This is a genomic window from Pseudomonas mendocina, from assembly GCA_037482215.1.
In the GTDB taxonomy this organism is placed as follows: Bacteria; Pseudomonadota; Gammaproteobacteria; order Pseudomonadales; family Pseudomonadaceae; genus Aquipseudomonas; species Aquipseudomonas mendocina_E.
Genome location: CP148074.1, coordinates 228142 through 254521 on the forward strand (window position 1 = coordinate 228142; position 26380 = coordinate 254521).

Here is a 26380-nt window from a genome sequence, read left to right on the forward strand (position 1 = left end):
TGAAGGCCTACGGCCTGCACTCGCTTAACGCTGTGGCAGTGCTACTGCTTTTCACCCTGTCGCATGGACATGGGGAACTGCTGATTTTCATAGCTGCCCGAGCAATCCGCTGCACTGCGGCTGTCCGGGCTACAGGTGACTTCCGGTAGCTTGTAGGTGCTGCCATCGTTGCAGGTGGCCTGGCCCTGATTGTTGATCGCCAGCTTGCCACCCTGCATGGCGGCGTTAACTGATCCAGAGCAGACCACGCCGTCGCCACGGCGCATCTTGACCTCGCCTTTGCCGTCTTTGAAATCGTATTCAAGCTGCATCGGCTTGCCGGTCTTGGCGTCCTGGATCCCAGCGCCGGCTTTCCAGCTGCCGTTGAGGAATTCGGTGGAGCCTGTTTGCAGCGCTTGCGGCGGAATGCTCAGGTCTTGCGGTACATCCTTGCCGGGCGGCTGTTGACGCGGGTTGGGCTGGCCCATTTCCGGGTCTACAGGCGGCTGCTGTTCGGTCCCCTCATCGCCTGGAGGTGTTTGTTCGTCTTTGCCTGTTTCATCTGCCTTCGGTTCTTCTGCCGGGGCTTCTGGTGGAGCAGCTTCGTCTGCTGGCGCTTGGTCTTCAGGTTGCTGACCTTCAGGTGCGTCACCTTCTGGCAGTTGACCCTCAGGGAGCTGGCCATCGGGCAGTTGTCCGTCAACAGCCTGGCCATTAATACCGCCATTACCGATCAGTGTGCCGTCGGCACCGTGCACATTTACGTCGTGCACGTTGACATCACGGGTGACGGGTAGGCCCGGTAGGTCGATCTGATCCAAGCCCAGTGGCAGCGGCACGTTCGGTGCGCAGGCGCGCAGCAGGAACAACAGCAGCAGGAGCAGCAATAGCAGGGGCAAAAGCCACAAAAGCCAGCGCCACCACGGGCGTTTAGCCGCCACAACCGGCGCTGCTTCGGGTGCTACTGCGGGGGCTTGTGGGGGCAAGGTGAATTCAGCGGGTTTAGCCGCTGGTGCTGCCGGGCGCAGGCACAGCAGTGGGTCGTGATCGTACGTGCCAGGGTGGTCGGTGAAGCCCCAAAAGGTAATCACCGGTTTGCCGTTGACCAGGTACACATGGTTGCTATCAGGAAAGTGGACCGTCTTTTCCAGCAGGCGCCCGAAAATCTGCTTCTCACGGTTCTGCTCATCGGCCTTCATGCTGACGCTGGTATTACCCAGTTGCGCGTGCATGGCTTCAAGCTGCTTGTAGGCTTCGCTGCGCTCTTCGGCCGTGGCGGCAGACCATGGCACCACGTCGCCTTCTTCCGGGGCGTACCAGTCGATACGGTCGCCGGTTTCGTTGGGTTGTGGGATTGCCAGGCAACTGGCTGCCTCGCGGCCCATTTTCAGGCGAATAGCTTCGCGAAGTTGCAGCGCGGCGTTGTAGACCGGCTGGCCATCTACGCCCAACGCCTTGAATTCCTGAAGGTTACCTGTGCGCAGCAATGCACCTGGCATGTGTCGATATCCTTAGCCAAGACCATCATTAGAGGAGCAGTTATGCCGTATGGCGTTGTCATTCTGCCCATCATCTCGAAACTGTTTCGCCTTGTCAGGGCTAGCAAAAAGCCTTTTGGAATCAAGGCTTATTGCCATGACAACGGCAAAATGTGACACAGGCAACGTATTAAGGGAATGCCTTTGTTTAGCAAGGTTAGCTCAGTGCCTGACTCGTTTGAGACATTGAGTCTAACTTGAACTAAACAGCTTGCTGGCGTTTCCGTTTTATTGCCTGGAAGCTTTGACTCTGCTGGCCCGAGAATGATCACTCTGCCAGTAGGATTAAATGCATAAGGTGTGACCCTTTCATGTTGCACAAGGGCCGTGATGCATCGGCGGGCTTGGATCAGAAGGGGCCGGACAGACCACAGTGGCGCTGTCCGGTAGCGTAAGGTTTACAGCTTAAACAGGCGTGCGGCGTTGCTGCGACCGATCTTGATGCGGTCGTTGTCGCTGATCAGTGCACTGTCAAACCACTGCGTGGCGGTGTCCATGCTCTTGTACGGGTAGTCGGCAGAGAACATCACTCGATCCACACCGATCTCGCTGATTGAGTCCAGCAAACCCTTGGTATGGAAGTGCCCGGCTGTGGTCAGGTAAAAATTGTTGCTGAAGTAATGGCTGACGGGCCTTTTCGCATTACCCAACCCGGCGCCATCACGTTGCATATGCAGGCGATGCTCCAGGCGCGGTAGCATCAACGGCAGGCCTTCAGCAAGGTGACCCAAGATGATGGTCAGGTTCGGGTAGCGGTCAAACAGGCCGCTGAGCATCAGACGGATAGCATGGGTTGCGGTCTCATGGGCGAAGCCCCAAGCCGAGCCGATCAGTGAGGAGTAACCCTCATAGATACGGCGCTGGGATGGTAGTGGTTCCCGTGGGTGCAAATACACCGGCACGTCGAGGGCGGCTACACGGTCCCAAAACTCCCATACCGGTTGCTCATCCAGATATTGCGCGGTGTCGTTATCACCAATGTTGGTGTAGCCGTTGATCAGTGCTCCGAGCATGCCGTGCTCTTTAACTGCCCGCTCCAGTTCGTCTGCTGCGGCGCGGGGGGACTGCAGGGCGACCGTGGCGAAGGCTTTAAGGCGGGTTGGGTGTTTGCCGACAAAGTGCTCGGCGATGTGGTCGTTGGTCTTACGGGCAAAATCGATCGCTTGCTGAGTATCCAGAATCGACTGCGCACCCGGAGAGGTCAGAGACAGAATGGCTGTTTCAATACCGTTGCGATCCATATCTGCGATGCGCTGTTCCGTGTCCAGCAATCGACGTTCGGCGTCCGCCATGTAGAGTTTGCCGTTGCGTGCAGCTTCTCCTGAGGAATCCCACAGGCTGTTGTTCAGTTCGGTACTGACGTGTTCTTCAAGTACGATTTTGCCTTTCATATTAATATTCCTGATATTGATAGATACGAAATCGAATTGATCTTTCTAGAATCAATAAAGTCGGGCTACATGCACAATGAGTAAGTCGACTTGATGTGTTGGTTGAATGGTCAGTCGTTTGAGTAAAAAGGATGAGTCCACTCAATGCGGTCTGCAGTGAGTAGTTGGTTGGTGTGGTTTTAATATTTAAAGTTTTATTTGTATCGGAGATGTTACTTATTGTTGGTGTGAATAGTTACTGGCTATTTAATAAATGTATGGAGCCATTAATTAATGGTATGTGGCTGGGTTTAATAATTTTATTAACCCCTTCAGGTTAGGGGCGTCTTTAGTGCGCTCTAGCAACCGTTAATAAGCCGCTGCGAGTTAGCAGCGGCGTTACAAGGGGTAATCAGAGCAAAGGGATGCTGTAACTGGTGATAAAACGGTTCTGGTCAGTGTTGGCCACCGTCTGGCTGCGCAGTGAGGCGTTGCGCCATGACAGGTTCACTCCTTTGAACAAGCCGCTCTGCAGGGTGTAATCCAGACGAAAATCCCGCTCCCATTCCTGCTGCCCACCTCCGCTAATCTGCTGAATATGGGTGCCCCGCAAATAGGCCACGCTGGCTTTAAGACCGGGTAGTCCAAGGTCGGCAAAATCATGGCTGTATTCGGCGAATGTGGTGCGTTCGCCCGCTCGGGTAAAATTGTGCAGCTGTCTGTCCGTAAGCAGATACACACTGGCGCCGCCGGCACCTTTATCGTTGTCCAGTGATCCCTGGTTAGCCTGAACAAAAGCGCTCTTGTCCGACACCTGTTGATAGCCCATCAACAGGGTGTGGGCACCGTAGCTATGAGTCATGGCTACACTCCAGGTGTGGTTATCGATTTCGCCTTGGCCATCCTCCGTGTAACCGTTGACCCGAAAGCCTGTGGCCCGTCCGCTGGCTGAAGCGTTGGCGCCGTCGGCGGTGGTGCGGAAGTAGCGCAGGTCCAGCTTGAGGTTTTGTTCATCGCTGATCGACCATTGCTGGGTTAGGCCGACGAAGTGCTGACGGTAATAGTCATCCAGATTGGCGAAATAGTATTGAGCTTGCAGGCCGGGCTTAATGGCCCAGTCCGCACCGCTGAACCAGAGGTGGTTGCTTTCCTGGCTGCCGCCGCTGACGGCAAGACCTGTATGGTCGGAGGAGCTGCGGCCCATCACCTGCTCAATTAGTCCGGCTGTCAGGGTCAGGTTGTCGATGTCTCGCGAGGTTAACTGGGTGCCTTCAAAGGTCTGGGGCAGTAGCCGTCCATCGTTGCTGACCAGAATCGGCATGCGAGGCTGCAGTGTGCCGTAGCGAACTTCAGTTTGCGCGACTTTGGCTTTGGCCGTGAGCCCTAGACGACTGAAGTTCTCCACCACTGAGCCGTCGCTGTCCAGTGGAAACAGTTGGCCGGGGGTGCGGTTAATCCCTGACTTATCCGCGCTACCTCCACCGTCTAGGCGCATGCCGAACATGCCTAAGGCATCCAGGCCAAACCCCACTGTGCCTTGGGTAAATCCTGAGTTGGCGGAAAGAATAAAGGCTTGTCCCCATTCCTCATGTTGACCAGCATACGCCTTGTGCCCGATCTGACGCTGGCTTTCGCGGTTGTCGTTATTGAAATAGAAATTGCGCAGGTTTAAATCGATTTTGCTGTCTTCAATAAAGCCGGAACCCAGAGCTGTTTGTGTGCATGCGGCCATCAGGCTGACCAGCCACTGTGTTGAGTTTTTCAATATTATTATCCCCATGATGAATAGCTGACACGTCGGTATCAGCTAGGTAGGGACTTTTATATCCACAGGCGGATATAAACCTGTGTAGGGGGATTCTTAAAATTATTGAAAGTGGCGGTGGTTCTTGAAAATTTAACACGCAAAGTTAGTGCGTCAGGGGGCTCCATAGTGTTTTTATTATTGATTAAGTGCTTTTTAAGGTGACTTTTTATTATTGAAAGGGCGACTTTAATGTGGAGAGGTCATGTCATATGCACAATTATTTGAGACGTTACATCAGTCGATCTGCTCTTGTTGCTCCTCGGGCAGATGTGGGTCGAGATGAATCCAGGGTAGACGGCTTTGAACCCATATATGCCGATCTGCAACTGCAAGTTCCGCTTGATCAAGCGTGGCAATAGTGATGTCGAGCGTCGTCGGGCTGCGTGTTGTGAACAGTGCCAGGTGGGCGCCGCAGTCGGCACAAAAATAGCGGCCGCAGGTGGCTGATGAGACAAATAGCTTCGGCTCCCCAGTCAGCCAGCAAAACGCCGAGCGCTTGATGGTCAGCCAGGTGGTCACCAACCCGCCACTGCTGCGACGACAAACTGAACAATGACAATGGGCAATGTCCCGCAGCGCTCCCGAGAACTGGTAGCGTATGGCGCCGCACTGGCAGCCACCCTGATACGTGTCCGTCATTGTGTGGTTCCTCTTGTACATGCGTATCAGCAAGCGGGCTGATCCTGCTTTGTCGTTATATGGAGTTGTCTGTGATTGATTTGTTGCTGGCGCTGTGGCCGCTGTTTGCCCTTATTGTCGGGGGTTATTGTCTGCGCCGTTTTGATTTTCCCGGCGAAGCTTTCTGGCCTGGGGCAGAGCGAATCAACTATTTCGTTCTGTTCCCGGCGCTTTTATTCAGCAGTTTAGCCACTGCGCCGCTGAACAACCCGGCTCTGCCCCGCCTTGCTTTGGCGGTGTTACTGGGGCTGGGTGTGGCGTGGTTGGGGTTGCTGATCTGGCGGCGCCTGCGTGGGTGGCCTGCGGGCCGTTTTGGCGCCTTCACCCAGGGGCTTCTGCGTTTTAACACCTACCTTGGCCTGGCCGCAGTGGGCAGTCTGTTTGGTCAGCAAGGGCTTGCAGTCGCAGCATTGATGCTGGCGCTGATGGTGCCAACGGTGAATGTGCTGTCGGTATGGGCTTTGAGCGCGGAGCGGGGTATCAGCATCCGCCGCCTGGCCTTACCGATTGTGAAGAATCCGCTGATCCTCGCTTGTGTGTTGGGCACCTTCTATAACCTGTGTGGCTTGCCCCTGCCGGGTGGTACAGACCGATTGCTCGGGCTCCTTGTCGCAGCCAGCTTGCCGCTGGGGTTGTTGTGTGTGGGAGCGGCGCTTAAGCCTGATCAGTTGGGCAGTGAGATGCGTGCCTTGGGCTTTAACAGCGCCCTGCGGTTGCTGCTGATGCCAGCGTTGGCTTGGGCTGTGGCGTATGCATTGCAGCTGCCCGCCATGGAATGCACCTTGTTGGTGCTGTTCTTTGCTCTACCTACGGCCCCGACTGCTTATGTGCTGACCCGCCAGTTGGGGGGAGACAGTCAACTTATGGCGGGCATCATCACATTACAGACGCTGCTGGCGGCTGTGAGCTTGCCGTTTTTGCTGACATTACTGGGTAACTGATCGGTGGGGTTGGTAATACTGCCGAATAGCTGTATAAATGTACAGTCATTCGGCAGGGTCAGCTTATGTCACTCCACACTCCACTCAAAGGGCGCGGTACAGCCAGCAATCCCCACAACCGTTTTGCACCGCAGCAGGTCGTGGCGCTGGATGATGGCTGGCTGCAAGAGCTGCCCTCGGGCAACTGTGTTACAGAGGTCCGCAGTGAAACGGCCAAGAGCATCATCACGCGCAATAAGTCCCCGGATTTGCCCTTCGACCGCTCGTTGAATCCCTATCGAGGCTGTGAGCATGGTTGTGTGTATTGCTACGCCCGACCCAGCCATGCGTACTGGGATATGTCACCGGGGCTTGATTTTGAAACCCGTCTGATCGCTAAGACCAATGCCGCCGAGCTGCTGGCGCAGGAGCTGTCACGGCCCGGTTATGTTTGTGCACCTATCAATCTCGGGGCAAACACAGACCCCTACCAACCTATCGAGCGCCAGTACGAGATCACCCGGGAGGTGCTCAAGGTGTTGCTGGATTACCGGCACCCGGTGACCATCGTGACCAAAGGCTCGCTGATTCTGCGTGATCTGGATCTGCTCAGCGAGCTGGCTCAGCAGAATCTGGTGTCTGTGATGATCAGCCTGACCACCCTGGATGATGATCTCAAGCGCATCCTGGAGCCTAGGGCTGCGGCGCCGTCCGCCCGTTTGCGGGCCATTCGGGTTTTGCAGGAGCAGGGTATTCCGGTCGGTGTGCTGTGTGCGCCGATGATTCCGATGATAAATGACCGTGAGCTGGAGCATTTGCTCAGTGCAGCCCATGACGCCGGAGCCACCTGTGCCAACTACATACTCTTGCGCTTGCCTATGGAGGTCGCACCGTTGTTTGAGGCTTGGCTGGAGACGCATTTCCCGCAGAGAGCTCAACATGTTATGAGCCTGATTCGCCAGAGCCGTGATGGTGAGTTGTACGACAGCCGCTTCGGTAAGCGATTTACCGGTGAGGGTGCATTTGCCGAGTTGCTGTCAAAGCGCTTCGCCTTGGCGGCCAAGCGATTAGGGCTCATGCGCAGTGAAGCGTTTGATCTGGATTGCTCGCGTTTTTGCCCGCCTGGCAGCCAACTGTCCTTACTGTGAAAAAACTCACCTGACTTGCCTCTAAACTGTGACTCGGTTTCAGGCTGTGCAGTCCCTTTAGGGGTCGCAGATTCGTCTGCGCAAACGAGTATCAGTGCGAGGTTATCAATGGATAAGCAACAGCAGCCAGAAAGTGATTCAGTCCCTAGTGCGGAAGAGTCATTGCAGCGTATCGTTGAGGGCTTTCAGCGCTTTCGCCAGGATGTTTTTCCGCAGCAGGAAGAGCTGTTCAAGAAACTGGCACATCAACAATCGCCACGGGCGATGTTCATTACCTGTGCAGATTCGCGCATTGTCCCTGAGTTGATTACCCAGAGTAATCCGGGCGATTTGTTCGTGACCCGCAACGTCGGCAACGTAGTGCCGCCTTATGGGCAAATGAACGGTGGCGTGTCCACGGCTATCGAGTTCGCGGTGATGGCGCTGGGCGTTCAGCACATCATTATTTGCGGCCATTCAGATTGCGGGGCGATGAAGGCAGTTCTCAAGCCTGACGAGCTCGAGCGTATGCCCACGGTTAAAGCTTGGCTGCGTCATGCCGAAGTGGCCAAAACCGTTGTTGCCGACAACTGTAGTTGTAGCGACCACGACACCCTGAGCGTCCTCACTGAGGAAAACGTGGTGGCTCAGCTGGATCACTTGCGCACACATCCATCTGTGGCTTCGCGTCTGGCTCGTGGTGATCTGTTTATCCATGGCTGGGTTTATGACATCGAGAGCAGCGCGATCAAGGCTTACGATGCCGAGAAAGGCGAGTTTCGCGAGATCGGTGAAGGTCCGCTACCGATGGCGACGCCTCGGGCACGTTACCCACTGGCTTGATACTGGGTGGTGGGGGATTTGTGCCCTGCCTCCCTAAATTCAGCCCAACGCCCCACTCTCTGGAGAAACATGGCCAGGACAACCATGCGGTCAGCACATTGGGCGCGTGCAGCCGCTCCCGATAGGTTTGTACGGACTCCTGGTTGAACATCTCCTCCGGGAGTAGGGCGTTCACGGCGAGTTCAACGGCCCCATCAAGTTGGTTAGAGAAAGGTTCTCCAATTAAGTGATGGACCACTAGGTTCGCCACAGTCAGATCCATAGGGATCAGTGGCTTGCCTAAGTGGAAGATGTACCGGTCGTTCACTTCCTCCACCATGCGCAGTGCCAGATACGCTGCGCTGACCAGCATTTCTAAACCTTCTCGCCCGTTGATCAAGCTCGGCGGCTGCAGGAAGAACTGCTCACCAATTTTTAACACCGGCTTCACCCAGAAACTGATACCGGCACCTTCTGCAACTTCGTGCGCTGCTTGAAGCAGGTGCGGCACTTGGTTTACGTAGTTGCTGAGAAGATTCAGTAGTGCCTCCTCAGGGTTGTCCGCCGGAAGATCGATAGCGGGATGCACACGGTCGAGATGGGCGTGGATGTAACGGGCCAGTCGTTCGGTCCGGGCTTCGTGTTCTTGAGCTGCCCTTATCAGCTCTAGTAGCGCAGCAATGTTCACAACAGCTCACCTGACAAGAACGACACCCGGCCCGTGACCGCAGTATCTTGCCTAAGAATGGATTCACATAAGTTTTTAACACTTATTCTCTGAAGGCATATGGTGTTAGGTCAATGTTTACACAAGTCCCGCATTTAGCGGTGTTCAGACAATAGCTGAACATGCGTCACAGATTTTTACCTTAAGTGGCGAGGCGAAAGACCCTGTCTATACTCCTTATCGAAAGGCAGTACCTGAATACTCCGAATCAGCGTCGGCGCTGGTGTTCATCGCACATTACGTTGCCTGTGCGGAAGCGATGAGCTGGCAGATGGTTGGTTCGCGGGATAACAAGAACAATGTAGGGGAACCCGCAAATGATGCGACATCCACGTGTTTGGATGGGCTTCCTGTTGTTATTGGTATTCAGCCCGGCGCACGCCGGCTGGGGCGTCAATATGACGCCGGGTGCCACTGAGGTAAGCCGCTCCGTCTTCGATCTGCACATGACCATCTTCTGGATATGCGTCGTCATCGGCGTCATCGTATTTGGTGCGATGTTCTGGTCGATGCTTGTCCATCGCCGCTCTGTAGGGCAAGAGCCGGCCCACTTTCACGAGAGCACAACGGTCGAAATTCTCTGGACCGTGATCCCGCTGCTTATCTTGGTGCTGATGGCGATACCCGCTACCAAGACGCTGATAGACATCTACGACACCAGCGAGTCTGATTTGGATATCCAGATCACTGGTTACCAGTGGAAATGGCATTACAAATACCTAGGTGAGGATGTTGAGTTCTTCAGCAACCTGACGACGCCCAAAGATCAGATCACTAACAAGGTCGAGAAGGGCGAGCACTACTTATTAGAAGTCGATGAGCCATTGGTTGTGCCAGCAGGCGCCAAGGTTCGCTTCCTTATTACCGCTGCGGACGTAATTCATTCATGGTGGGTTCCGGCGCTGGCGGTGAAAAAAGATGCCATTCCAGGGTTCATTAATGAGTCTTGGACCCGTGTGGAAGAGCCCGGAATCTACCGTGGTCAGTGCACTGAATTGTGCGGCAAGGATCACGGATTTATGCCGGTCGTGGTGGAGGTGAAGTCTAAAGAGGACTACGCCACTTGGCTCGCGGAGCGTAAAGAGAAAGCCGCTGCGGAGAAGGAACTCACCAGCAAGGAGTGGACGCTGGAAGAGTTGATGGCCCGTGGCGAGAAGGCCTACAACACCACCTGCGCAGCCTGTCACCAGGCTAACGGTGAAGGTCTGCCGCCGATGTTCCCTGCACTCAAAGGTTCGACGATTGCAAAAGGCCCGGCTGCAGAGCACATCGAAATCGTCTTTAACGGCAAACAGGGCACGGCGATGGCTGCGTTTGGTAAGCAGCTTTCTGAAGTGGACCTGGCCGCGATCATCACCTACGAACGCAATGCCTGGGGCAATGCGGTGGGTGACATGGTCACGCCGAAAGAAATCCTCGCGTTCAAACAGGCTCAGGAGTAAGGACATGAGTGCAGTGATCGACTCTCATAAAGAGCATGGTCATGCAGGACATGACCACCATCATGGCCCGGCCAAAGGTTTGATGCGCTGGGTGCTGACCACTAACCATAAAGACATCGGCACCATGTACCTGTGGTTCAGCTTCGCTATGTTCCTCTTGGGCGGCAGCATGGCCATGGTGATTCGTGCCGAGCTGTTTCAGCCCGGCCTGCAAATCGTGCAGCCTGAGTTCTTCAACCAAATGACCACCATGCACGGCCTGATTATGGTCTTCGGTGCGGTGATGCCGGCGTTTGTCGGCCTGGCCAACTGGATGATCCCGCTGATGATCGGCGCGCCGGACATGGCTCTGCCGCGTATGAACAACTTCAGCTTCTGGCTGCTGCCTGCCGCGTTCGGCATGTTGGTCAGCACCTTGTTTATGGAGGGCGGCGGGCCGAACTTTGGCTGGACCTTCTATGCGCCGTTATCCACAACTTATGCGCCGGAGTCGGTGACCTTCTTTATCTTCGCGATTCACCTGATGGGGATCAGCTCGATCATGGGCGCGATCAACGTCATCGCCACCATCCTCAACCTGCGTGCACCCGGCATGACGATGATGAAGATGCCGCTGTTCGTCTGGACCTGGCTGATCACCGCCTTCCTGCTGATTGCCGTGATGCCGGTGCTGGCAGGCTGCGTGACCATGATGCTGATGGATATTCACTTCGGCACCAGCTTCTTCAGTGCCGCCGGTGGTGGTGACCCGGTGTTGTTCCAGCATGTGTTCTGGTTCTTCGGGCATCCTGAAGTGTACATCATGATCCTGCCCGCATTCGGTGCGGTTAGTGCGATCATCCCGGCGTTCTCTCGCAAACCGCTGTTTGGTTACACCTCAATGGTATATGCCACCGGTGCGATCGCCTTCCTCTCCTTTATTGTCTGGGCGCACCACATGTTCACCGTTGGCATTCCGCTGACCGGCGAACTGTTCTTTATGTACGCCACGATGATGATTGCCGTGCCGACCGGCGTGAAGGTGTTCAACTGGGCCAGCACCATGTGGCGTGGCTCGATGACCTTTGAGGCGCCGATGCTGTTCTCGGTGGCCTTCGTCATGCTGTTTACCATCGGTGGTTTCTCCGGGCTGATGCTGGCGATTGCCCCGGCAGACTTCCAGTACCACGACACCTATTTTGTGGTGGCGCACTTCCACTATGTGCTGGTGCCGGGGGCTATCTTCGGCATCTTTGCCTCGGCCTATTACTGGCTGCCGAAGTGGACGGGGCATATGTACGACGAGACGCTGGCTAAGCTGCATTTCTGGATGAGCTTTATCGGCATGAACCTGGCCTTCTTCCCGATGCACTTTGTTGGCCTGGCCGGTATGCCGCGGCGGATTCCGGATTACAACCTGATGTTCGCCAACTTCAACATGGTGTCCTCCATCGGCGCATTCATGTTCGGCGCAACGCAGCTGCTGTTCCTGTTTATCGTCATTAAATGCATCCGAGGCGGTAAACCAGCACCTGCTAAACCCTGGGATGGGGCAGATGGCTTGGAGTGGACGGTGCCATCACCTGCGCCGTATCACACTTTCAGCACGCCGCCAGATGTGAAGTAGGGGAGCATCGCCATGAGCGAAGCCACGTCTAATCGTCGTCTGGTCATACGCCTGCTTGTGGTGGTGCTAGGGATGTTTGGCTTTGGCTTTGCTCTGGTGCCGATTTACGACGTGATGTGCCAGGCCTTTGGTATCAACGGCAAAACAGCGGGCGCTTATCAAGCCTCACAGTCGGTAGTGGATGAGTCGCGTCAGGTGCGGGTGCAGTTTCTTGCCACCAATTCGGCGGACATGATGTGGGAGTTTCATCCGGTTGCAGATGAAGTGCTGGTACATCCGGGGCAGAGCACGGAAATGATCTTCATCGCCCGAAACCCCAGTGACAAACCGATGAGTGCTCAGGCCATACCCAGTGTTGCGCCTTCAACTGCGGCTGCTTTTTTTCACAAGACCGAATGTTTTTGTTTTACCCAGCAGGTTCTGCAAGCCGGTGAACGTATCGAAATGCCGGTGCGTTTCATTGTGGATAAGGACCTGCCCAAGGACGTGCGTCACCTGACGCTGGCTTACACCTTGTTCGATATCACCGAGCGTAAACCGCCGGTGGCACAAACGACCCCTTAACCGGGCGGCTCCATAAGGAGAACAACCATGTCGAGTCCTGAAACCCACGCAAACTATTACGTCCCTGCCCAGAGTAAGTGGCCGATCATTGCCAGCTTGGGCCTTTTGATCACGGTGTTTGGCGTCGCCACTTGGTTTAACGACATGAGCGCAGGCCGAGAGGAATCCAACGGTCCGTTGATCTTCTTCATCGGTGCGCTATTTATCGCCTATATGCTGTTTGGCTGGTTCGGTAACGTCATTAATGAGAGTCGCGCTGGCCTGTATAGCCCACAGATGGACCGCTCATTCCGTTGGGGGATGAGCTGGTTCATTTTCTCCGAGGTGATGTTTTTCGCGGCCTTCTTCGGGGCCCTCTTCTATATACGGACGTTTGCCGGTCCCTGGTTGGGGGGGGAAGGTGCCAAGGGTGTGGCCAACATGCTGTGGCCGAGCTTTGAGTACACCTGGCCGCTGCTGAATACGCCGGACCCCAAACTGTATCCGGCGCCCAGCGGCGTGATCGGCGCCTGGGGGTTGCCGCTGGTGAATACCATTTTGCTGGTCACCTCCAGCTTGACTCTGACTTTCGCCCACCATGCGCTGCGTAAAGGTCATCGCAAGCCCCTGACCATTTGGCTGGCATTGACCGTTCTGCTGGGTGCCGCATTTTTGGTATTGCAGGTCGAGGAGTACATCCATGCTTACAACGAATTGGGGTTGACCCTAGGTTCGGGCATCTACGGCGCCACCTTCTTTATGCTCACGGGCTTTCACGGCGCGCACGTTACGCTGGGGGCGCTGATCCTGACTGTCATGTTGATTCGCATCATCCGCGGGCATTTCACCCCGGAGCAGCACTTCGGCTTCGAAGCAGCAGCGTGGTATTGGCACTTTGTCGACGTGGTGTGGATTGCCTTGTTCGTCTTTGTATACGTGTTGTGATTACCAGGTGACGTGGCTGACCAATTGACCGCTGAAGAAACCCCAGGCGATCAGCGCCACGGTCAATGCGGTCAGGCTCACGCGCACAGTCAGGGTGTTGACTAGGCGTGAGCTGCGACCTTCGTCCCTGACCAGAAAGACCAGGCCACTGAACAGACTCACTAGAGTGGCCAGCAGGAGTAGAACGATAGTGACCTTGAGCATGGGGCACTCCGGGGGAAGGGATATGAATACAACCAGCAGTATAGACAGCGTACGTCGGCGCACCTTTAGTCCAGGTGTGCTGCCAACTGTTGTCTTGCTGGTGCTGTTGCCATGTCTGCTGGCGCTGGGCTTCTGGCAATTGTCCCGTGCTGAGGAAAAGCGCCAGCTGTTGGCCATAAATGAGGCTCGCCAGCAGGCGGCCCCGGTGTCCATCAGTGAGTTGGAGCGTGAGCCCGATCCTTCTTATCGGCGCGTGCACCTGCAAGGTTTCTTTGATGCACGCCACAGCTTGTTGCTGGACAACCGAACCCGTGACGGCAAGGCCGGTGTTGAGCTGTTGCAGCCTTTCTACGACCAGCTCAGTGGCCTGTGGGTATTGCTTAATCGCGGCTGGTTACCTTGGCCGGATCGGCGAGCAAGCCCGCAATTCACTACCCCGGATGATCTGATGCAGCTGCAAGGTTGGGTGTATGTGCCGCTGGAGTCGGACTGGCAGCTAAAGGGGACTGAGGCCGGGGGAGAGTGGCCGCGCCTGATCACCGCTGTGGAGGTGCAAAAGCTCTGGCAACAGCTAGGCCGTGGCGGGCTGAATTATGAGGTGCGCCTGCAACCTGGCCCTGCCGCTCTGCGGGCAGACTGGCCTGTGGTGGCGATGAATCCAGACAAACATACAGGTTATGCCGTGCAGTGGTTTGCCATGGCTGCGGCTCTAGTCGGCCTGTTCATCTATTTAGGACTGTTCAATGCCCGGGAGAATCGCAATGAACCCAGCCATCACCATGCCTGAAGAGCAGTCGCCGCAGCGTTGGCGAGGGCGTCTGCAATTGTTGTTGATCGTGGCCATCGTGATTGCGCCAATGTTGGTAGCCAGTGCCATGTACTACGGGCGTTTCTGGATCCCGGAAACCCGCAACTATCACGGCGTATTGATTGGTAATGGTCAGACACTGAGCGCGTTAGGGATTGAGGGCGTTGAGCCTGGGCGTTGGCAGCTGCTGGTAACGGCGCCAGGGGCCTGTGAGAAAGATTGTCGAGAGCTGGTCTATCTGGCCCGCCAGATCAATATCGGATTGAACCGCGATGCCAGTCGCGCCACCCATGGCCTGGCAATGTCGCAGGCACTGCCGACAGATTATGAAGCGCAGCTACAGCGGGAGTATCCGCAGCTTGGGCTCTACTCATTGCATAAAGATGCGTACCGGACGACTGCCCCAGATGTGCAGGAGCCGCAGCTGTGGATTGTCGATCCGATGGGCAATCTGGTTTTGCGTTACGGCGCGCAAAGCAAAGGCAAATCGATTCTCGATGATCTACGCCATTTGCTGAAAATCTCCCAGATCGGTTGATAAGAGCTGGTTGATCAGCCAAGGAGCGACCATGAGCAACCCCGGATTTCGCTTAGCCCTCTTTGCCACGCTATTAGCCGTGATCGTGGTGCTGCTCGGTGCCTATACGCGTTTGAGTCACGCAGGGTTGGGTTGTCCGGATTGGCCGGGTTGTTATGGATTTCTCGGCGTACCGATGAGTGAGCACAAACAAACGCTCGCTGAAGCACGCTTCCCTGATGCACCGGTTGAAGTGGCGAAGGGCTGGTACGAAATGATCCACCGCTACTTCGCCGGGGCATTGGGGTTGGTGATCCTCGGGTTGGCTGGGCAGGCATTGCGAGCCCGCCATCAACCTGCGCAGCCAGTGAAACTGCCACTGCTGATTCTAGGGTTGGTGATCCTACAAGCCGCTTTTGGTATGTGGACAGTGACTCTGAAGCTCTGGCCGCAGGTCGTCACCGCACATCTGCTCGGAGGCTTCGCCACATTGGGTTTGTTGTTCCTGCTTACCATGCGTTTGTCCGGGCGTTTCCCAGTTTTATCTGCTGTACCCAGCTCATTACGGGCTTTGGCGGCAGCAGGGTTGTTACTGGTGATAGGGCAGATCGCGTTAGGCGGTTGGGTCAGCGCCAACTACGCTGCAGTAGCTTGTGTTGATCTGCCCTATTGTCATGGCGAGTGGTGGCCGAATATGGACTTCGCCAACGGTTTTCACCTGACTCAGCACATCGGCCCTAATTACCTTGGGGGGCAACTGGACAGCGACGCCCGCACAGCCATCCATATGACCCATCGTATGGGGGCTTTGCTTGTCACTCTGGTGTTGCTGGTTCTGGCCTGGCGGCTTAAGCATTACGGCCTTCCCCGGTTGGCGGCTCTGCTACTGCTGGCGCTGGCGATACAGGTCGGACTGGGCATCAGTAATGTCCTGTTGCACCTGCCGTTGCTGGTCGCGGTAGCCCATAACCTCGGTGGTGCCGCATTGATGCTGACACTGCTGCTGATCAACTACCGGCTGCGCGGCCTGACCGCTGCGGCTTCATCGCGTGATAGTGCGACCGACTTTGTTCATGTAGTCGGCAAACAGGCACACCTGTAGAGGAGAATCCCGATGGCTACTCTGGCGCGTGTACAAGAAAGCCATGCAAGCTGGCGCGATTATCTGGAGCTGACCAAGCCGCGTGTGGTGGTGCTCATGCTAATCACCTCGCTGGTGGGCATGTTCCTCGCCACCCGCGCCGGTGTGGCGTGGCAGGTACTGGTCTTTGGCAATCTGGGAATTGGCCTGTGTGCTGGTGCTGCGGCGGCGGTCAACCATGTCGTTGACCGCCGTATCGACTCAATCATGGCCCGCACCCATAAGCGTCCGGTTACTGCCGGACGTATACCGCCAACCGTTGCATTGGGCTTTGCCATGCTGCTGGCTGTAGCAGGCATGGCTGTATTGCTGGCGTTCACCAATGAGCTGGCTGCTTGGCTGACGCTGGCTTCACTGCTGGGCTATGCGGTGCTCTATACCGGTTTTCTGAAAAGAGCCACGCCGCAGAACATTGTTATTGGCGGCTTGGCGGGTGCTGCGCCGCCGCTGCTCGGCTGGGTTGCGGTGACGGGGCATATCAGTGCGGAACCCTTGCTGCTGGTGCTGATCATATTCGCCTGGACGCCCCCGCACTTCTGGGCGCTGGCGATTCACCGCAAGGAGGAGTACGCGAAGGCGGATATCCCGATGCTGCCCGTAACTCATGGCGAGCATTACACCAAGGTTCACATCCTTCTTTATACATTGGTCATGTTTGCCGTGACCCTGCTGCCATTCGCCATCCATATGAGCGGGCTGTTGTACCTGGCCTGCGCTCTGATACTGGGAGCACGGTTCGTGTATTGGGCAGTGGTGCTGTACCGTGACAGCAAACCACATGCTGCGATCAAGACCTTCAAATACAGCATCTGGTATCTTTTTTTACTGTTTATCGCCCTGCTGGCTGATCACTACATGATCCTCTGAGGCGTTGTTGCCAGCAGAACCATTAAAACCCTATGCATGTTGGTGCCATGAGCCGAACCCAGACGACCGTTTTTGTACTTATCGCCATTGTCGCCCTTGTGCTGGGCCTTACCGTAAATAAGGTAATGAATAGCAAAGGGCAGGCTGACCCGACTGCATTGCTGGACGCAGGCATCGTATTGTTGCCTCAGAGTCGTAGTCTGCCGGCTCTGACCATGACTAATCAGGATGGGCAGCCAGTCCAGCTTGATCAGCTCAAGGGCAAATGGAGCTTATTGTTCTTTGGTTATACCTTCTGCCCGGACATCTGCCCGGCTACTCTGGCTCAGGTTCGTCAGCTGCAGGGGCAACTTCCAGCCGAAGCCTTGGCTCAGCTGCAAACCATCCTGGTAACAGTTGATCCGGCCAGGGACTCACCGGAGCAGCTGAAGAAATACCTAGGGTTCTTTGATGCAGGCTTTACAGGCCTGACCGGCTCTCTGGACGACACCCAGAAACTCGCCAATGCGGTGAGCATCCCCTTTATCCCTGCTGATACCAGCAAGGAAAACTACACCGTCGACCACAGCGGCAATTTGGTATTGGTGGGGCCGGACGGGCGTCAGCGGGGCTTTATCCGTGCCCCTATCAATAATGAAAAGCTCGCAGCACAACTACCGGGGCTGCTCAACGCTGAGCCATGACGCCGGGCTGCACCTCCATATACAGAACGGATCTAGCCGTTTCATTCCATGTGAACCGAATTGGTGCGAATACCCCTTGACGGGCTATTTAAACCCTGTATTATTCGCCTCCCGCTGACGAGATGCTGAAAAGTGATCGAAAGCGCAAGTGGTTGAAGTTGAAAAGAAATTTTCACAAATCTCTTGACAGAGAAAGAGGCTGCTGTAGAATGCGCGCCTCGGTTGAGACGAAAGACTTAACCAACCGTTCTTTAACAACTGAATCAAGCAATTCGTGTGGGTGCTTGTGAGTTAAGACTGTTAGTCAAATGATTATCAGCATCACAAGTAACACTCGTGAATTCGAGAGTTTTTTGCGATTGCTGAGCCAAGTTTAGGGTTTTCTCAAAACCCAAGCAGTATTGAACTGAAGAGTTTGATCATGGCTCAGATTGAACGCTGGCGGCAGGCCTAACACATGCAAGTCGAGCGGATGAAGGGAGCTTGCTCCTGGATTTAGCGGCGGACGGGTGAGTAATGCCTAGGAATCTGCCTGGTGGTGGGGGATAACGTTCCGAAAGGAACGCTAATACCGCATACGTCCTACGGGAGAAAGCGGGGACCTTCGGGCCTCGCGCCATTAGATGAGCCTAGGTCGGATTAGCTAGTTGGTGAGGTAATGGCTCACCAAGGCTACGATCCGTAACTGGTCTGAGAGGATGATCAGTCACACTGGAACTGAGACACGGTCCAGACTCCTACGGGAGGCAGCAGTGGGGAATATTGGACAATGGGCGAAAGCCTGATCCAGCCATGCCGCGTGTGTGAAGAAGGTCTTCGGATTGTAAAGCACTTTAAGTTGGGAGGAAGGGCAGTAAATTAATACTTTGCTGTTTTGACGTTACCGACAGAATAAGCACCGGCTAACTTCGTGCCAGCAGCCGCGGTAATACGAAGGGTGCAAGCGTTAATCGGAATTACTGGGCGTAAAGCGCGCGTAGGTGGTTCGGTAAGATGGAAGTGAAAGCCCCGGGCTCAACCTGGGAACTGCTTTCATAACTGCCGAGCTAGAGTACGGTAGAGGGTAGTGGAATTTCCTGTGTAGCGGTGAAATGCGTAGATATAGGAAGGAACACCAGTGGCGAAGGCGACTACCTGGACTGATACTGACACTGAGGTGCGAAAGCGTGGGGAGCAAACAGGATTAGATACCCTGGTAGTCCACGCCGTAAACGATGTCAACTAGCCGTTGGAATCCTTGAGATTTTAGTGGCGCAGCTAACGCATTAAGTTGACCGCCTGGGGAGTACGGCCGCAAGGTTAAAACTCAAATGAATTGACGGGGGCCCGCACAAGCGGTGGAGCATGTGGTTTAATTCGAAGCAACGCGAAGAACCTTACCTGGCCTTGACATGCTGAGAACTTTCTAGAGATAGATTGGTGCCTTCGGGAACTCAGACACAGGTGCTGCATGGCTGTCGTCAGCTCGTGTCGTGAGATGTTGGGTTAAGTCCCGTAACGAGCGCAACCCTTGTCCTTAGTTACCAGCACCTCGGGTGGGAACTCTAAGGAGACTGCCGGTGACAAACCGGAGGAAGGTGGGGATGACGTCAAGTCATCATGGCCCTTACGGCCAGGGCTACACACGTGCTACAATGGTCGGTACAAAGGGTTGCCAAGCCGCGAGGTGGAGCTAATCCCATAAAACCGATCGTAGTCCGGATCGCAGTCTGCAACTCGACTGCGTGAAGTCGGAATCGCTAGTAATCGTGAATCAGAATGTCACGGTGAATACGTTCCCGGGCCTTGTACACACCGCCCGTCACACCATGGGAGTGGGTTGCACCAGAAGTAGCTAGTCTAACCTTCGGGAGGACGGTTACCACGGTGTGATTCATGACTGGGGTGAAGTCGTAACAAGGTAGCCGTAGGGGAACCTGCGGCTGGATCACCTCCTTAATCGACGACATCAGCTTTCTCATAAGCTCCCACACGAATTGCTTGATTCATTGCAGAAGACGATTGGGTCTGTAGCTCAGTTGGTTAGAGCGCACCCCTGATAAGGGTGAGGTCGGCAGTTCGAATCTGCCCAGACCCACCAATGTTCATGGGGCGCAGGCTTCAAGACATTGGGGCCATAGCTCAGCTGGGAGAGCGCCTGCCTTGCACGCAGGAGGTCAGCGGTTCGATCCCGCTTGGCTCCACCACTCTCTACTAGAGTTCAGAAATGAACATTTATGCTTAGCATGAAATGTTGATTTCTGGTCTTTGACTAGAAGAATCGTTCTTTAAAAATTTGGGTATGTGATAGAAGTGACTGATTGATTACTTTCACTGGTAATTAATCTGGTCAAGGTAAAATTTGTAGTTCTCAATTGCAAATTTTCGGCGAATGTCGTCTTCACGTTTGAGACAGTAACCAGATTGCTTGGGGTTATATGGTCAAGTGAAGAAGCGCATACGGTGGATGCCTTGGCAGTCAGAGGCGATGAAAGACGTTGTAGCCTGCGATAAGCTCCGGGGAGTCGGCAAACAGACTTTGATCCGGAGATCTCTGAATGGGGGAACCCACTCAGCATAAGCTGAGTATCTTGCACTGAATACATAGGTGTAAGAGGCGAACCAGGGGAACTGAAACATCTAAGTACCCTGAGGAAAAGAAATCAACCGAGATTCCCTTAGTAGTGGCGAGCGAACGGGGACTAGCCCTTAAGTTGATTTGAGATTAGTAGAAGGCTCTGGAAAGTGCCGCCATAGTGGGTGATAGCCCCGTATACGAAAATCTCTTATCAATGAAATCGAGTAGGACGGAGCACGAGAAACTTTGTCTGAATATGGGGGGACCATCCTCCAAGGCTAAATACTACTGACTGACCGATAGTGAACCAGTACCGTGAGGGAAAGGCGAAAAGAACCCCGGAGAGGGGAGTGAAATAGAACCTGAAACCGTATGCGTACAAGCAGTGGGAGCCTACTTTGTTAGGTGACTGCGTACCTTTTGTATAATGGGTCAGCGACTTATATTCAGTGGCAAGCTTAACCGAATAGGGGAGGCGTAGCGAAAGCGAGTCTTAATAGGGCGTTTAGTCGCTGGGTATAGACCCGAAACCGGGCGATCTATCCATGGGCAGGTTGAAGGTTAGGTAACACTGACTGGAGGACCGAACCGACTACCGTTGAAAAGTTAGCGGATGACCTGTGGATCGGAGTGAAAGGCTAATCAAGCTCGGAGATAGCTGGTTCTCCTCGAAAGCTATTTAGGTAGCGCCTCGTGTATCACTGCTGGGGGTAGAGCACTGTTTCGGCTAGGGGTCATCCCGACTTACCAAACCGATGCAAACTCCGAATACCAGCAAGTGTCAGCACGGGAGACACACGGCGGGTGCTAACGTCCGTCGTGAAAAGGGAAACAACCCAGACCGTCAGCTAAGGTCCCAAAGTTATGGTTAAGTGGGAAACGATGTGGGAAGGCTTAGACAGCTAGGAGGTTGGCTTAGAAGCAGCCATCCTTTAAAGAAAGCGTAATAGCTCACTAGTCGAGTCGGCCTGCGCGGAAGATGTAACGGGGCTCAAACCATACACCGAAGCTACGGGTTCAACGTAAGTTGAGCGGTAGAGGAGCGTTCTGTAAGCCTGTGAAGGTGAGTTGAGAAGCTTGCTGGAGGTATCAGAAGTGCGAATGCTGACATGAGTAACGACAATGCGAGTGAAAAACTCGCACGCCGAAAGACCAAGGTTTCCTGCGCAACGTTAATCGACGCAGGGTGAGTCGGCCCCTAAGGCGAGGCAGAAATGCGTAGTCGATGGGAAACGGGTTAATATTCCCGTACTTCTAATTACTGCGATGGAGGGACGGAGAAGGCTAGGCCAGCACGGCGTTGGTTGTCCGTGTTTAAGGTTGTAGGCTGAATGCTTAGGTAAATCCGGGCGTTCAAGGCCGAGAACTGATGACGAGTTATCTTTTAGATGACGAAGTGGTTGATGCCATGCTTCCAGGAAAAGCTTCTAAGCTTCAGGTAATTAGGAACCGTACCCCAAACCGACACAGGTGGTTAGGTAGAGAATACCAAGGCGCTTGAGAGAACTCGGGTGAAGGAACTAGGCAAAATGGCACCGTAACTTCGGGAGAAGGTGCGCCGGTGAGGGTGAAGTATTTACTACGTAAGCCCACGCCGGTCGAAGATACCAGGCCGCTGCGACTGTTTATTAAAAACACAGCACTCTGCAAACACGAAAGTGGACGTATAGGGTGTGACGCCTGCCCGGTGCCGGAAGGTTAATTGATGGGGTTAGCGCAAGCGAAGCTCTTGATCGAAGCCCCGGTAAACGGCGGCCGTAACTATAACGGTCCTAAGGTAGCGAAATTCCTTGTCGGGTAAGTTCCGACCTGCACGAATGGCGTAACGATGGCGGCGCTGTCTCCACCCGAGACTCAGTGAAATTGAAATCGCTGTGAAGATGCAGTGTATCCGCGGCTAGACGGAAAGACCCCGTGAACCTTTACTATAGCTTTGCACTGGACTTTGAGTTTACTTGTGTAGGATAGGTGGGAGGCTTTGAAGCGTGGACGCCAGTTCGCGTGGAGCCATCCTTGAAATACCACCCTGGTAACCTTGAGGTTCTAACTCTGGTCCGTTATCCGGATCGAGGACAGTGTATGGTGGGTAGTTTGACTGGGGCGGTCTCCTCCCAAAGAGTAACGGAGGAGTACGAAGGTGCGCTCAGACCGGTCGGAAATCGGTCGTAGAGTATAAAGGCAAAAGCGCGCTTGACTGCGAGACAGACACGTCGAGCAGGTACGAAAGTAGGTCTTAGTGATCCGGTGGTTCTGTATGGAAGGGCCATCGCTCAACGGATAAAAGGTACTCCGGGGATAACAGGCTGATACCGCCCAAGAGTTCATATCGACGGCGGTGTTTGGCACCTCGATGTCGGCTCATCACATCCTGGGGCTGAAGCCGGTCCCAAGGGTATGGCTGTTCGCCATTTAAAGTGGTACGCGAGCTGGGTTTAGAACGTCGTGAGACAGTTCGGTCCCTATCTGCCGTGGACGTTTGAGATTTGAGAGGGGCTGCTCCTAGTACGAGAGGACCGGAGTGGACGAACCTCTGGTGTTCCGGTTGTCACGCCAGTGGCATTGCCGGGTAGCTATGTTCGGAAGAGATAACCGCTGAAAGCATCTAAGCGGGAAACTTGCCTCAAGATGAGATCTCACTGGAGCCTTGAGCTCCCTAAAGGGCCGTCGAAGACTACGACGTTGATAGGCTGGGTGTGTAAGCGTTGTGAGGCGTTGAGCTAACCAGTACTAATTGCCCGTGAGGCTTGACCATATAACACCCAAACAATTTGTGGTGTCAGACGGTTGAAGTCGACAACAATCCGAAAATTTGCAGAAACTACAAAGCAATCACATACCCAATTCGGGATAGCGCCTTAACCGCGATATCCCAGCTGAATCGCTTGACGACCATAGAGCATTGGAACCACCTGATCCCATCCCGAACTCAGAAGTGAAACGATGCATCGCCGATGGTAGTGTGGAGTTTCTCCATGTGAGAGTAGGTCATCGTCAAGCACCTATACCGAAACCCCCGATCAGGCAACTGATCGGGGGTTTTACTTTGGCCGCGAAAATGTTTCTCGCCCTAGGCTTCTCGCCTCCTGTGCGTAGTTTCTGGCTATGTTCTGCAGGCTATGTGCCGAACCTAGTCCGTTGCATGAGGGCGTACAGGTGCTGCGAGGGTGAACGACTGCTGGTATGCGACTTATCCTCGGCTCTTTCGATGCAGCTTGGAGCTGTTCTTCTGCAAGGAAAACGGGGAGGCTGGTTTTAGCACTCTGTGAGCAGCAGTCGCATCATTTAAGTGCGCTGTTTGGGCCGAGGTACCGGGGCATCCATGGCGCTTCAGGTGCTAGCTGTTTTGGTGGTCTAAGGGCGGTGCTCAGGTCAGTCGGTAGTGGCTTTTGTTAGCGGTAAGTTGCGTCGGCGGACAAGCCAGCAGTATCACCAGTCTGCCCTCTTGGCAGCATGCAGAAATACAGATTCTAAAAAAAACAAACCCCGCACAAGGCGGGGTTTGTTTGTACTGCTTAACGCTTAGAACGCAGGCACTACAGCGCCTTTGTACTTGTCGTTGATAAAGGCTTTTACATCATCGCTGTGCAGGGCTTTAGCCAGCTTCTGAACGGCATCGCTGTCTTTGTTATCGCTGCGAGTTACCAGAATGTTGGCGTACGGCGATTCGCTGCCTTCGATAGCCAGGGCATCCTTGGTTGGGTTCAGTTTAGCTTCCAGCGCGTAGTTGGTGTTGATCAGAGCCAGGTCGACCTGAGTCAGTACGCGTGGCAGTGTTGCAGCTTCCAGCTCACGTACTTTGATGTTCTTGGGGTTTTCCACGATGTCTTTTGGCGTAGCGAGGATGCCAGCTTCGGGCTTCAGGGTGATGACTCCGGCTTTTTGCAGCAGCAGAAGGGCACGGCCGCCGTTGGTAGCGTCGTTCGGGATTGCTACGTTGGCGCCTTCAGGCAGGTCCTTCAGGGTTTTGATTTTGCTGGAGTAGGCACCAAATGGCTCTACGTGAACGCTGGCAACGCTAACCAGATCAGTCTTGCGGCCCTTGTTGAACTCGTCCAAGTATGGCTGATGCTGGAAGAAGTTAGCATCCAGGCGTTTCTCGGCAACCTGCACGTTAGGTTGTACGTAGTCGGTGAAGACTTTGATCTCCAGCTCCACGCCTTCTTTAGCCAGGGTCGGCTTTACGAATTCGAGGATTTCAGCGTGAGGGACGGCGGTGGCAGCAACGCTCAGGCTTTCAGCCTGGGCAGAGAAAGCAGCCAGTGCAGCAAATGCAGCGATCAGTTTTTTCATGACGCACTCCTTGTTGGATTTATTGGCGACGGTGTGCCGCCCTATTTTCTCGAAAAATGCACGACGAGTTTGTCGCCGGTCGTTTGCAGAATCTGCACAAGAACCAGCAAGAGGATCACTGTTACAGCCATTACGTCGGGTTGGTAACGTTGGTAGCCATAACGTACTGCTAGGTCGCCCAGTCCGCCGCCTCCAATCAAGCCACTCATGGCGGTGCAAGAAACCAGAGTAATGGCTGTGACGGTAATGGCTGCAATGATCCCGGGAAGGGCTTCAGGCAGCAGGGCATTGGTGACGATCTGGCGAGTAGTCGCTCCCATCGCCTGGGTGGCTTCGATAATGCCGCGATCCACTTCACGCAGAGCAGTTTCTACCAGTCGTGCGAAGAAGGGCGTTGCACCGACCACCAGTGGCGGTATGGCGCCTGCAACCCCAAGGGAGGTCCCGGTGATGATCACGGTGAAGGGGATCATCACGATTAGCAGAATCACGAACGGTACCGAGCGCAGAATATTCACGATCAGCGAGAGTACGCCATACAGGGCTTTCTGTTCGAACATCTGGCGCGGGCCGGTGAGGAACAGCAGCACACCAAGCGGCAGGCCGAGCAGTACGGTAAACAGCATGGAGCCGCCGAGCATGCTCAGGGTATCAATGCTGGCGTAACCGATTTCTTCCCAATCGACATTGGGCAGCAGTTGAGTCAGTAAGGCTTCCATTAGCGCAGCACCTCCAGATGCACATCAGCGGCGGCAAAGCGCTCAAGGGCAGCGTCGGTATCGCCGCCAGTCAGGGCCAGGGTCAGTTGGCCGTAGGGGGTGTCTTTGATGCGGTCGATACGTCCAGCAAGGATGCTGTAGTCGACACCTGTCTCACGGGCCACTGTGCCCAGCAGCGGTGCGTAAGTGGCATCGCCCTGGAAGGTCAGGCGCAGGATACGGCCGGAGACATTATTGAAGTCAGCATGCTGGTCGTTTTCATCCACATGCTCGGCTTCTTGCACGAAACGCTTGGTGGTCGGGTGTTGTGGGTGGAGGAACACCTGAGCCACTGGGCCCATTTCGACGATGACTCCGGCATCCATGACTGCGACACGGTCACAGACTCGTCGGATAACATCCATCTCGTGGGTGATCAGGACAATAGTCAGATTCAGTTCGCGGTTGATTTCGGCCAGTAGTTGCAGCACTGAGGCGGTGGTCTGTGGGTCGAGTGCGCTGGTGGCTTCATCACACAGCAGGATCTTTGGCTCAGTAGCCAGAGCGCGGGCGATGCCGACGCGCTGCTTCTGTCCGCCGGACAACTGTGCGGGGTACTTGCGGGCATGGTCACTTAATCCAACCCTGTTCAGCAGCTTGGCTACGCGCTGATCGATTTCGCTGCGTGAGAGCTTACCTGCCAGTTTCAGAGGCAAAGCTACGTTGTCGGCAACGGTTTTGGAGGAAAGCAGGTTGAAGTGCTGGAAGATCATACCGATTTGCTGACGAAGCTCGCGCAAGCCGTCAGCGTCCAGTGCGGTGACGTTTTCACCATCAATGTCGATGCGTCCGCCTGACGGTTCTTCCAGACGGTTGATCAGGCGCAACAAGGTGCTTTTACCTGCACCAGAATGACCGATGATGCCAAATACCTCGCCGCGGGCAATTTGTAGATCGCTGGGCTGCAAAGCGGGGATGTCCTGTCCATTGACTCTGTATGCCTTATGGACCTGATGGAAGTTGATCACTGATTAAACCTTTTGGGTTCTTGAATTCGCCGGGTAGGCACAAGTGGTCGCTAGTCTACCCAGCACTTCTTAGGCCGCAAAAA

Annotated in this window: 20 protein-coding genes, 2 tRNA genes, 3 rRNA genes and 1 pseudogene; 17 read left to right on the top strand and 9 right to left on the bottom strand. The window is 54.8% G+C overall.

Features of this window, described 5'->3' with window-relative positions:
* Positions 1–41: 41 nt before the first annotated feature.
* From WG219_00960 to WG219_00975, 4 genes are all read right to left on the bottom strand, one after another.
* Positions 42–1478, bottom strand: a complete 1437-nt coding sequence (locus tag WG219_00960; GenBank protein WXL26092.1) for an SrfA family protein — start codon at positions 1476–1478, stop codon at positions 42–44.
* A gap of 437 nt (positions 1479–1915) precedes the next feature.
* On the bottom strand, positions 1916–2908 hold the full coding sequence (locus WG219_00965) for an amidohydrolase family protein (protein WXL26093.1): 993 nt from the start codon (positions 2906–2908) through the stop codon (positions 1916–1918).
* A gap of 391 nt (positions 2909–3299) precedes the next feature.
* The gene (locus WG219_00970; GenBank protein WXL26094.1) at positions 3300–4652 is read right to left on the bottom strand and encodes an OprD family porin; all 1353 of its coding nucleotides are present in this window, start codon (positions 4650–4652) and stop codon (positions 3300–3302) included.
* Between the two features lie 276 nt (positions 4653–4928).
* Positions 4929–5333 (bottom strand): GFA family protein, encoded by a 405-nt coding sequence (locus WG219_00975; GenBank protein WXL26095.1) that lies wholly within the window; start codon positions 5331–5333, stop codon positions 4929–4931.
* 71 nt (positions 5334–5404) lie between these two features.
* Between WG219_00975 and WG219_00980 the strand changes: the two genes are divergently transcribed.
* From WG219_00980 to WG219_00990, 3 genes are all read left to right on the top strand, one after another.
* Positions 5405–6313 (top strand): AEC family transporter, encoded by a 909-nt coding sequence (locus tag WG219_00980; protein ID WXL26096.1) that lies wholly within the window; start codon positions 5405–5407, stop codon positions 6311–6313.
* Positions 6314–6378: 65 nt separating this feature from the next.
* Complete coding sequence (locus WG219_00985) at positions 6379–7440, top strand: PA0069 family radical SAM protein (GenBank protein ID WXL26097.1); 1062 nt, start codon at positions 6379–6381, stop codon at positions 7438–7440.
* A 108-nt stretch (positions 7441–7548) separates the two neighbouring features.
* Positions 7549–8262, top strand: a complete 714-nt coding sequence (locus WG219_00990) for a carbonic anhydrase (protein WXL26098.1) — start codon at positions 7549–7551, stop codon at positions 8260–8262.
* Between the two features lie 28 nt (positions 8263–8290).
* On the opposite strand, the pseudogene WG219_00995 reads toward WG219_00990, so the two are convergent.
* Positions 8291–8929 (bottom strand): annotated as a pseudogene (locus WG219_00995) (hypothetical protein).
* A gap of 356 nt (positions 8930–9285) precedes the next feature.
* On the opposite strand from WG219_00995, the gene coxB reads away from it, so the two are divergent.
* From coxB to WG219_01015, 4 genes are read left to right on the top strand one after another with little or no spacing between them, the layout of a single operon-like run.
* Positions 9286–10410, top strand: coding sequence for a cytochrome c oxidase subunit II (coxB, locus tag WG219_01000; GenBank protein ID WXL26099.1), 1125 nt, complete (start codon positions 9286–9288; stop codon positions 10408–10410).
* A 4-nt stretch (positions 10411–10414) separates the two neighbouring features.
* Positions 10415–12016, top strand: a complete 1602-nt coding sequence (gene ctaD, locus WG219_01005; GenBank protein WXL26100.1) for a cytochrome c oxidase subunit I — start codon at positions 10415–10417, stop codon at positions 12014–12016.
* A 12-nt stretch (positions 12017–12028) separates the two neighbouring features.
* Complete coding sequence (locus WG219_01010) at positions 12029–12580, top strand: cytochrome c oxidase assembly protein (protein WXL26101.1); 552 nt, start codon at positions 12029–12031, stop codon at positions 12578–12580.
* Between the two features lie 27 nt (positions 12581–12607).
* Positions 12608–13504 carry a cytochrome c oxidase subunit 3 gene (locus tag WG219_01015; GenBank protein ID WXL26102.1) on the top strand — a complete coding sequence of 299 codons (897 nt, stop codon included), beginning with the start codon at positions 12608–12610 and terminating at the stop codon, positions 13502–13504.
* Here WG219_01015 and WG219_01020 read toward each other — a convergent pair whose 3' ends face one another.
* On the bottom strand, positions 13505–13708 hold the full coding sequence (locus WG219_01020; protein ID WXL26103.1) for a twin transmembrane helix small protein: 204 nt from the start codon (positions 13706–13708) through the stop codon (positions 13505–13507).
* A gap of 22 nt (positions 13709–13730) precedes the next feature.
* Between WG219_01020 and WG219_01025 the strand changes: the two genes are divergently transcribed.
* The 10 genes from WG219_01025 to rrf all read left to right on the top strand — a co-directional run bounded on the left by WG219_01025 (position 13731) and on the right by rrf (position 23278).
* Positions 13731–14495 (top strand): SURF1 family protein, encoded by a 765-nt coding sequence (locus tag WG219_01025; GenBank protein WXL26104.1) that lies wholly within the window; start codon positions 13731–13733, stop codon positions 14493–14495.
* Entirely contained in the window at positions 14470–15054 is a 585-nt protein-coding gene (locus WG219_01030; GenBank protein ID WXL26105.1) for a hypothetical protein, read from the top strand. The genes WG219_01025 and WG219_01030 overlap by 26 nt, the downstream gene beginning before the upstream one ends.
* A 31-nt stretch (positions 15055–15085) precedes the next feature.
* The gene (locus WG219_01035) at positions 15086–16135 is read left to right on the top strand and encodes a COX15/CtaA family protein (GenBank protein ID WXL26106.1); all 1050 of its coding nucleotides are present in this window, start codon (positions 15086–15088) and stop codon (positions 16133–16135) included.
* 12 nt (positions 16136–16147) lie between these two features.
* Positions 16148–17041, top strand: coding sequence for a heme o synthase (gene cyoE, locus WG219_01040; protein ID WXL26107.1), 894 nt, complete (start codon positions 16148–16150; stop codon positions 17039–17041).
* Between the two features lie 47 nt (positions 17042–17088).
* On the top strand, positions 17089–17724 hold the full coding sequence (locus tag WG219_01045; GenBank protein WXL26108.1) for an SCO family protein: 636 nt from the start codon (positions 17089–17091) through the stop codon (positions 17722–17724).
* A gap of 403 nt (positions 17725–18127) precedes the next feature.
* A 16S ribosomal RNA gene (locus WG219_01050) occupies positions 18128–19662 on the top strand.
* Positions 19663–19727: 65 nt separating this feature from the next.
* Positions 19728–19804, top strand: a tRNA-Ile gene (locus WG219_01055).
* 30 nt (positions 19805–19834) lie between these two features.
* Positions 19835–19910: transfer RNA gene (locus tag WG219_01060), tRNA-Ala, on the top strand.
* A 233-nt stretch (positions 19911–20143) separates the two neighbouring features.
* A 23S ribosomal RNA gene (locus WG219_01065) occupies positions 20144–23033 on the top strand.
* A gap of 129 nt (positions 23034–23162) precedes the next feature.
* Positions 23163–23278: ribosomal RNA gene (rrf, locus tag WG219_01070) — 5S ribosomal RNA — on the top strand.
* Together the 16S, 23S and 5S rRNA genes with 2 tRNA genes alongside form the textbook arrangement of a ribosomal RNA operon.
* 522 nt (positions 23279–23800) lie before the next feature.
* On the opposite strand, the gene WG219_01075 is transcribed toward rrf, so the two are convergent.
* The 3 genes from WG219_01075 to WG219_01085 are packed head-to-tail and all read right to left on the bottom strand — an operon-like array spanning position 23801 to position 26297.
* Positions 23801–24571, bottom strand: a complete 771-nt coding sequence (locus WG219_01075; protein ID WXL26109.1) for a MetQ/NlpA family ABC transporter substrate-binding protein — start codon at positions 24569–24571, stop codon at positions 23801–23803.
* A 41-nt stretch (positions 24572–24612) separates the two neighbouring features.
* Positions 24613–25290 carry a methionine ABC transporter permease gene (locus tag WG219_01080; protein WXL26110.1) on the bottom strand — a complete coding sequence of 226 codons (678 nt, stop codon included), beginning with the start codon at positions 25288–25290 and terminating at the stop codon, positions 24613–24615.
* Complete coding sequence (locus tag WG219_01085; GenBank protein WXL26111.1) at positions 25290–26297, bottom strand: methionine ABC transporter ATP-binding protein; 1008 nt, start codon at positions 26295–26297, stop codon at positions 25290–25292. The genes WG219_01080 and WG219_01085 overlap by 1 nt, the downstream gene beginning before the upstream one ends.
* Between the last annotated feature and the right edge of the window lie 83 nt (positions 26298–26380).

What these genes read in the sequence shown, in the direction of transcription:
- WG219_00990 (WXL26098.1), top strand. Translation starts at nt 7,549, where the DNA reads ATGGATAAGCAACAGCAGCCAGAAAGTGATTCAGTCCCTAGTGCGGAA.
- WG219_01035 (WXL26106.1), top strand. Translation starts at nt 15,086, where the DNA reads ATGAGCAACCCCGGATTTCGCTTAGCCCTCTTTGCCACGCTATTAGCC.
- ctaD (WXL26100.1), top strand. Translation starts at nt 10,415, where the DNA reads ATGAGTGCAGTGATCGACTCTCATAAAGAGCATGGTCATGCAGGACAT.
- WG219_00965 (WXL26093.1), bottom strand. Translation starts at nt 2,908, where the DNA reads ATGAAAGGCAAAATCGTACTTGAAGAACACGTCAGTACCGAACTGAAC.
- WG219_01075 (WXL26109.1), bottom strand. Translation starts at nt 24,571, where the DNA reads ATGAAAAAACTGATCGCTGCATTTGCTGCACTGGCTGCTTTCTCTGCC.
- WG219_00975 (WXL26095.1), bottom strand. Translation starts at nt 5,333, where the DNA reads ATGACGGACACGTATCAGGGTGGCTGCCAGTGCGGCGCCATACGCTAC.
- WG219_01025 (WXL26104.1), top strand. Translation starts at nt 13,731, where the DNA reads ATGAATACAACCAGCAGTATAGACAGCGTACGTCGGCGCACCTTTAGT.
- WG219_00985 (WXL26097.1), top strand. Translation starts at nt 6,379, where the DNA reads ATGTCACTCCACACTCCACTCAAAGGGCGCGGTACAGCCAGCAATCCC.
- WG219_01030 (WXL26105.1), top strand. Translation starts at nt 14,470, where the DNA reads ATGAACCCAGCCATCACCATGCCTGAAGAGCAGTCGCCGCAGCGTTGG.
- WG219_01080 (WXL26110.1), bottom strand. Translation starts at nt 25,290, where the DNA reads ATGGAAGCCTTACTGACTCAACTGCTGCCCAATGTCGATTGGGAAGAA.
- WG219_00960 (WXL26092.1), bottom strand. Translation starts at nt 1,478, where the DNA reads ATGCCAGGTGCATTGCTGCGCACAGGTAACCTTCAGGAATTCAAGGCG.
- WG219_01045 (WXL26108.1), top strand. Translation starts at nt 17,089, where the DNA reads ATGAGCCGAACCCAGACGACCGTTTTTGTACTTATCGCCATTGTCGCC.
- coxB (WXL26099.1), top strand. Translation starts at nt 9,286, where the DNA reads ATGATGCGACATCCACGTGTTTGGATGGGCTTCCTGTTGTTATTGGTA.
- WG219_01010 (WXL26101.1), top strand. Translation starts at nt 12,029, where the DNA reads ATGAGCGAAGCCACGTCTAATCGTCGTCTGGTCATACGCCTGCTTGTG.
- cyoE (WXL26107.1), top strand. Translation starts at nt 16,148, where the DNA reads ATGGCTACTCTGGCGCGTGTACAAGAAAGCCATGCAAGCTGGCGCGAT.
- WG219_01020 (WXL26103.1), bottom strand. Translation starts at nt 13,708, where the DNA reads ATGCTCAAGGTCACTATCGTTCTACTCCTGCTGGCCACTCTAGTGAGT.
- WG219_01015 (WXL26102.1), top strand. Translation starts at nt 12,608, where the DNA reads ATGTCGAGTCCTGAAACCCACGCAAACTATTACGTCCCTGCCCAGAGT.